The organism is Streptomyces sp. NPDC056160, from assembly GCF_042268205.1.
Taxonomy (GTDB): domain Bacteria; phylum Actinomycetota; class Actinomycetes; order Streptomycetales; family Streptomycetaceae; genus Streptomyces.
In genome coordinates this window covers 1-7,502 of sequence record NZ_JBHJUW010000238.1, presented here as the reverse complement: position 1 = coordinate 7,502, position 7,502 = coordinate 1, and the positions used below count along the sequence as shown (strand labels likewise).

The 7,502-nt window shown below is 68.0% G+C and carries 4 protein-coding genes; 2 read left to right on the top strand and 2 right to left on the bottom strand.

All coding sequences use genetic code 11. The features are described from left to right. Nucleotides 1–691: 691 nt before the first annotated feature. A complete protein-coding gene (locus tag ACFC02_RS40625; RefSeq protein WP_376367741.1) occupies nt 692–1,939 on the bottom strand; it encodes a DUF6236 family protein in 1,248 nt (415 codons plus the stop codon). Between the two features lie 332 nt (nt 1,940–2,271). Between ACFC02_RS40625 and ACFC02_RS40620 the strand changes: the two genes are divergently transcribed. Beyond that, nucleotides 2,272–3,714 carry a hypothetical protein gene (locus tag ACFC02_RS40620; protein WP_376367739.1) on the top strand — a complete coding sequence of 481 codons (1,443 nt, stop codon included), beginning with the start codon at nt 2,272–2,274 and terminating at the stop codon, nt 3,712–3,714. Nucleotides 3,715–3,880: 166 nt separating this feature from the next. Here the strand turns inward: ACFC02_RS40620 and ACFC02_RS40615 are convergent, their stop codons facing one another. After that, nucleotides 3,881–5,968, bottom strand: coding sequence for a DNA methyltransferase (locus ACFC02_RS40615; protein WP_376367737.1), 2,088 nt, complete (start codon nt 5,966–5,968; stop codon nt 3,881–3,883). A 120-nt stretch (nt 5,969–6,088) separates the two neighbouring features. Between ACFC02_RS40615 and ACFC02_RS40610 the strand changes: the two genes are divergently transcribed. Continuing rightward, entirely contained in the window at nt 6,089–7,486 is a 1,398-nt protein-coding gene (locus ACFC02_RS40610; RefSeq protein ID WP_376367735.1) for a hypothetical protein, read from the top strand. Nucleotides 7,487–7,502: the final 16 nt, after the last annotated feature.

The following is a 7,502-nucleotide window of genomic DNA, read 5'->3' as shown; positions in this document are numbered from 1 at the left end:
GTCATCCGTCAGAACCACTTCGACCGTCGGCCGACCCATGCGCGCCATGAGCCCAGCATACTTCTACGGCTTTCCTAAGACTCGGGACACTAGCGACATGCCGAGACCGTAACTACAGGCACTGACATCGGCTGGCGAGGTACCTCTGTAGGAGGTCGTTCAGGGCGCTGCCAAGGTTGTACCAACGGTCCGTCGTGCTCGCCGACATCGACCTTGGCTTGCTTGACCGGGTGCGCACGCGGGTTCTCTCAGCTATCGCTCTGCTTCTCCGTCTTCGATGAGGTCCTCGCCGAAATCCACCGGCGGCGGTCCGAGCCTCTCGTTCGACACAGCCGCACCGCACGGGCCGGGCGGTGGATCATCGATAAGTTGGTCAGTAGCTCCAGCAGTTCCTCGTCGGTGACCCGTCGGCTGAGCCGCCGATCGTGTGACGTGGGATTGCGGGACATGCTGCCCAGCCCCTTGACCTGCATTGCGAACCCCTTGTTTCGGCATGGATCGCAATGCAGAGGATGCACGCGGCATGAAGCTGACATGGCCCAGGAGCATGGCCCGCGCCGGTCTTCCTCGCGGCATGACTCAAGAGGCAAGCAGGATCGCCACGCGCCGCTACGACTGCATCCCATTACGACGTCCGGCGGTGCGTGCAAGGTAGTCGGAAAGGAGGAGGTGGTCCGGCGTGCCTGGTGGGTCAGACGAGCGAAGTGATCTTCCGCAGGAGGGAACGGGGCTGGAGGCCACGTTGCACCGAGAGTAGATAGGCGGCAGGATTCCCGGCTTTCAGGTCTTTGACCTGCTGCTTGTGCGTGTGGCGGGCGTTTACGACGGCGAGCGCCGCACCAACCGCCGCACCCGCCATAGGCTGACCGAGGAAGCCGCCGACGACCGCAGGGCTGAAGGCGTTCACCAAGGAGGGCATTTCGAACTTCACGTTGGCCAGGCCGTACACCGTGCCGATGCCTTGCGCTTTCATCGCGTCACGCAACGCCCTCAAAGGAGCATCGAAGCGCTGCTCGACCGCCATCTGCACGTAGCTCTCGCGCGCCACCGCCAGCGTCACCCCGGCCAGTTCCTGTCGCAGTTCGTCCACGGTCTGGGACACGACGGCGTTGAACGCGGCGAACTCGTCGCGGTGATTCTCCCGCAGCTTGACGATCTTCTCGACCGGTACGTTGCCCAGTCCCGCCGGCACAGCCAAACGGACGGCCAACAGTCCGACCGCGTCGGCGATCTCGTCCGGCTGGGCACTCACTGCCGTGCCCGTGGTGCCGAGCAGGGTCTCGGCCACCCGGTCGGCATCCCAGCCGGCCGACGCCAGATGCGCGTCGGGCTGGTCCGTTGTGGGCGTGAACCGGCCCTGGCGGGCGAGCACTTCGACGAACGCACACTTGTAGACCCAGGCGAGCCCGGCATTCATCGCCATCCAGCGACCGTTCGCGAGGGAGCGTCGCCCTTGAAGCCCAGAACTGCGCCGCACGTCGGTTGCCAACCCGGAGTCTACGAGTGCCGCTCGCAGTTCGGGGGTGAACTCCTCCCAGTAGGCGGCTGCGACGCCTGGGCGTGTCGGTCCCGTGCCATACGTGTGCCTCGACCCGTGCCCGAACGAGGGCGGAGCCACTGGATCGAAGGGATTTCTCGCACGGCTGTCCCAGTCGTCCCACGCAGGCGACACACCATATCCCGCTGTATGTAAGGCCTCCGCGTGACGGTTGAGGACTTCGAGGAACATCGGTGCCACCTGTCGAGCGGGCTCCGCCGGATCCACCGGCCTGATGAAGCCGAGTTCCTCGCGCAGTACCCGGGCGGTCCGCGAGTCAGACAACCGATAACCGTCCGGCACGACTCGCGCCAGTTCTCGCCAATAGAGCGCGGCCGTCTTCAGCCATCGCTCGTCGCGGAAGTGGATGAACGGGTAGTACAGACCGATGCGTGGCAGCATGACGACTCCTGATCGACGACCGCCCCTCGGCAGTCCCGCCATGGAACCGTAGTGGACCGAGGCACCCGCAGAACGCCGGCCGGAGTGACGCCCGGAGGCAGAGGAGCGATCAGAACCCATGTACGAATGGACTGGCCACCCGACAGCCTCGGCTGGCACACCCATCGCTACAGACCGTTCCTCGACCGCCTCACCCTTCGGCTTCGGGCTTCGTACCGTGCACGAGCACGATGAAGTCGTCGGCGTACCGCACCAGGCCCATCATCGCCGGTACCGGGCCAGGCCCGCCAACGTAGGAACGGCCGCTCAGACCGAGAGCGTTGGCCTGATGGTTGAGTCTCGCGGGCGGTGAAGGTGCGCTATTTTCGTGCCGTATGGAAGACACCGCCCCACTGCGTCAGGCCGTCCTCGCCTGGCTCGAACAGGCACGGCACCTGCCCTCGATACCCCAGGCGATCACCGATGTAGCACTGTCGACTCAGCCGGAGTTCGATGCTGTGATCAACGCGGTGGTGGGCGCCGCGCCGAAATTCGAACACCGCGACCTGTACGGCAAGGCCGAGGGTGACTGGGCGCCCCGATGGTCCACGCTCCTGGGCGGATCTGGACTGGGGGACGCGACCCGTCTGGTTGCCCAGGGGGCGACGGTGCCGGTGGAAAAGGTTGCGGACAGTTTCGTCGCCTTCTGCACGGCGCCCGCGCCGGCAGTGGAGGACTGGCTGTTGCTGACCGGCGACCTCCCCGAGGAAACACGGATCCCGCTGGGCCGGTACACCCTGCAGACCTTCACCGCCGACGAACTGAGGAAGTTGGGCCCGATGCCCGCCCTCCACGGCCTTCAGCCGGGCGGGCTCGACCTACGTCTCCTGTCCGGCGCACCGTTCATCCACGTCCCCGATCTGGACCGTACATCGGACCGCAGCGGCGTATCCTGGTTCGATTTCAGCGGCCCGCGGCCGGAAGCCCGGCACTGGAGGGCGCTGCTGCCGCTGATCCTGTGGAGCCCGGAGATCGTCCATGTCGACGCGGTGTTCAACGTCGAGCGCGGCCGCGAGTTCGGGCTGCACCCAAATCACGTGCCCACCACCCTCCAGATCTACGAGGACCACGACGGCGGGTACGAGGAAGTCGAAGTCCGCGAGACTGGCAGCTTCCACGTCACCTGGGAACAACTCCCGTGCCTGCAAGCCTTCTGCGCCGCCGTGACCGCAAAGATCGACGCCGTCATGGACGGCACCACCAGCAGCCGAAGGCTGCCCAGGAGGCGCGCCCTGCGCTTGGAGCGCGCAGCCCGGCACCTGCTGCAGGCCTACCAGCGCACCCACAGCGACTACGGCGTGTGGGAGCAGGAGACCGACGAGCTGCACCTGGACTACGTCATCGCGCTGGAAGCCCTGATGGCCAGTCCTAACGATCAGCATGAGGGCATCAGCGAAAAGATCCGGTCTCGCGCAGCCGCCCTGTTCCTCACCCCGTCCCTGCGCCAGCAGGTCGAGACAAGCGTCCAGGAGGCGTACAGCGCGCGCTCCAAGTACGTGCACGGAGACGTCCTCAAGGATCAGGACGAGGGCAAGAAGCTGGCCACCCTGCGTGAGCTCAGGCTGATCGTGCGGCAGGTCATCCTGCGCTGGCTCGTCCTCACCCCCTGCGACACTGAAGACCTCGCACCCCTCCTCGACGCCGCTGCCGCCGGCGCCGCCCGCGAACGCGCCGTCGACGAACCCCTGGACGCCTTCTTCCGCGCAACGCCGCCGCAAGACCGCCTCCGCCCCTGAGCCGGACCACGGTGACGGCCGTGAGCAGTGCGACGCGGCCGCCCGTTCCTCGGCAGTCGACCGGCAGCAGTGCGAGGGCGGGGAGCCGCCGCTGGGCGCTCCGCGTGTTGGGGCTGTACCCGGTTCCCCCCGCCGACTCAGACTGGCTGGCACCGGCCCGCAGGAGTCAGGTGGTGCTGAATTCCGCTACCGCCGCCGTGGCTCGTTGGTCTGCTTCTGCTTGCAGGGTTTCCCAGTCGGCGGCTGCCTGGCGTGTTCCTGTTGCGAGGACTGCGGCGCGTACTGCGGTGCGGACATCGCCGGGGCCCACCTGCAGTCCGGCCTCCCTGAGGCTCTGGATTTCCGACAGCGCTTGCGCGGCGGCCTGGTCGAGGTCGGGGGCTGCCTCGGCCGGCGTGTCCGCGGTGTCTCGGCACAGCACAATGACGTCGATGCGGTTGGGCTCCGCCGCTGCGGTCTTGGAGAGACTGGTCGCCACTTCGGCGATCACGGCGCGGGTGGTGGTAACGGTGAAGCCGGCGTCGGACAGCGACCGCATCAGAGCGCACCAGCCCGTGGTCTGCGACTGGTGGAAGCTGAACAGGAGGCAGCTGCCGGGCTTGAGGACGCGTCGGCACTCGCGCCAGACGCGGGCTGCGGTGGCTTGGAATCCATCAGGGGCGGCGTTCTGTACTTCTTGGACGGCCCGGGTGCTGGGCATGTCTGGGTAGCCCTGGTAGGGGCGCATGGCGCTGAGCCAGGCGTGGAAGAAGTCGGCCAGTTCCGAGTAGTGGACGTTGTCGACGTAGGGGGGGTCGGTGACGATGAGGTCCACGCTGTTGTCGGGGAGATCCGTTCGCGAGGCGTCGCCGGTGGTGGTGTAGGCCGTTGCGGGATTCCGCACGAACTGCTGCCACGTTGTGCTCAGGGGGCGGGCGACGGGCAGCGAGGACTGGTCGACGGCGAGGATCCGGTCGGCCTCGGCCTTGAAGTCCAGCGGGGTGCTCTTGTACTGGGCCGCTTTGTGCAGCCGGGTGAGCACCCCGGAGAACCCGGCCGATCCCCCCTGGGCACCCCAGGGGTCTCCTTCGACGCTGCACCGCTCCGGTCGCAGTACGTGGTTGTGGAAGACCGAGCGGATCGGACCGGTACCCTCTCCCTTGTAGGAGCAGAACAGGTTGTGGTGTTCGACGGTTCTGCCGAACGATGCGATGAGCGCCTCGCGTTCCGCGGACGCCCCGGGCAGATCGCGCAGCGCCGCGCCGATCAGTCCGAGGCTGTAACGCTGGCGCTCGTTGAAGAACCGCTCCCAGGAGTCGTACCCCCAGCGCAGCGCCTGGATGGTGCTGACGCCTTCCTCCAGCGCGCCGAGCGGGCGTACGAGCTCATCGGGGGATGTGTCGGCGAGGGACTTCGCCGCCTTGTCGTACAGGCAGAGGTCGAAGTCGTCGATCGCCCGGTACTCACGGATGCCGTCGGCGCGCAGCACCAGCTTCGCGTACATGCGCCGTTCCGGGACGGCGCCGTTCAGCGCGGCGATGACAGGGGTGCGGTGCCCGTGACGGCACGTCATGAACCTTCCGCGGGCGGCTCCTTGGAACGGGAAGGTGATGCCGCAGGCGGGGCAGTGCCCGCTCTCGTCCTTGCTCAGGTCGGTGACGCAGATGCCCCGGCAGCCCGGGCATATGGCCTGGGCGCGCGGGTGCCTGCGCGGGTAGGCGTGGCGGGCGAAGACCCGGGTGGTGAAGAGCTCCACGTCCTCGCCGCACTCCGGGCAGTACGCGAGGGCCACCCAGAAGTAGTGCAGGACCGGTTCGTTGGAGGCGGTGCGGTGCAGTTCCTGGACGGGGCGGGCGCACTTCCTGACGACCTGCCCGAAGAGGTCCGCGAGCACCTCGAGATTCCATGGCTGCAGCGCCTGCCGCTGGGTGAGCGTCGCGACGGGGTTGATGTCGCGGCCGACGACGGCGGCCCCGAGTTTGGCCGCCTCGACAAGGGTGGTGCCTGATCCGGCGAAGGGGTCATAGACGACGAGCCCCCGCAGCCTGGCCGCGGCGTCGGCAACGGAGTCGTCCGGCCCGGACACGGCAGCCAACAGTAAGTGGCGTGCGACGCTGCCCAGGCGCCTCGCCCACCACTTGTGCACGTAGGTCGCGGGCCGGTGCACCTCCTTGCGCCACGACTCGTGCTCGGCGATCCGGCTCCACTCCACTGGCGCCGGCCCGGCCTCGAGGAATGAGACCGGGGGGAGGCCCGCCCCTGGCTTCTCGTTCATGTGTACGCCCCCGGTGGTCCGAACCCGGATCCACCGCCCTCGGATTGGGCCAGGAGCAGGTGACGGCCTGTCAACGTGCGTTACTGTAACGGCAGGTAGTGGGGGGATACCAGGTGGGTGATGGCGCGCGTGACGTATCTGGACTGTCTCGTCCCTCCCGACGCAGACCCGGCCGACTTCTTCGAGCGAGTGCAGGCCCTTCGCATGACGGACCGCGGCCGCACCGTCGATCTCGGCCCGCTGGACCGCGCCACCCTGACCCTGTTGTCCCACGCATTATCGAGTGATCAACGCAGCGTGTACCTGAGCCTCCCGTGCGGGCGCCACGACATGGCCGTGCTGATCGGGATCTACCTCCAGCTCATACGGCGCGGGGCAGAGCTGACCGGCGGATCACCTTGCCCGGTCCCTGACGGACCGGTGGTGATCGTCGGACTGCGCACCAACGTCACCGTACGGCTGGCACAGCTGGCGATCGGCAGGCAGAACCTCTCGCGAGCCCTGCGCATGCAGAGAATCCGCGGTGACGGGCGGGTCGTCGACCTCCAAGGAAAGATCACCAGAGCTGTCGACTCGCCCTCGGGGCTGTTCTACCTCAACACCGCGCTCGGCAGGCCCTCGCTGGGGACCAGCGTCGGCACTGTCGTCATCGACCGCACCAGCATGGCCAACGACCAGTCCTGGGAACGCGCGTTGGCCTGGGCGAGTGAGCACGACGCCGCCCGCGTCGTGGCCGTGGCCGACCTGGGCACCCAGCCGGGCAGCAGCCGGGCCTGGACGCAGTGGCCGTGGACTCCCGCGCTGCGCACCGACGTGCGGCACACTCTCGGGCACCGCCCCGCATACGGCCCCCTGACCAGCAACGCCCTCCTCGCCCACCGCCCGGCAGCCGCACCAAGCGTGGCGGTATACCGCCACGAGCAACTCGCCGAGCTGTACCGGACGGTCGTGATGGGTGTGGTCGCAGCACGGCGTGTCCACACGTTGGAGCCCTGGCCACAGCCGATCGCCGACGCTGTGCGTCTGCTCAACCTGCTGTGGTCCAGCTGGGGCTCGATCGGGAGGCAAGACGCCTGGCAGGTGCTGATGGGGCGCGGCAGCGGCGCACGGGCGCTGGCCCGCTCGGTGTCCCGCGGGACATTGGAGGGCCGCGCCGGGCCGTGGGGGCTGTTCCGCGAGACCCAATGGCCCGACCTCCGGCGTGCCGTGCTGGACTTGTATGAACTGCTGTACGACGGCAATCCGCGCTGGGACCTGCTGCTTGCGCTGATCGATTGGGCGCGGGCCGATCGGGCAGGCGTCCCCGTTCTCGTCCGCACCCGCTCCCGCTCGGCCGCCGCAGCTGTCGCCGAGGAGCTGGCAGACGCACTCGGCGGTGATGCCGACTCCCTGCTGCTCGCCCCCCGGCCCGGGCCCGCCGCCGGCGGCTACTGGAGCTGGGGCCCTGACCCTGGAGTTTGGACACCGGAGAGACTTGGATCTTGTTGGTCCAGGAGAACGGAGTCCCTGTGGGGATGAAGCATTACCCCGCCGA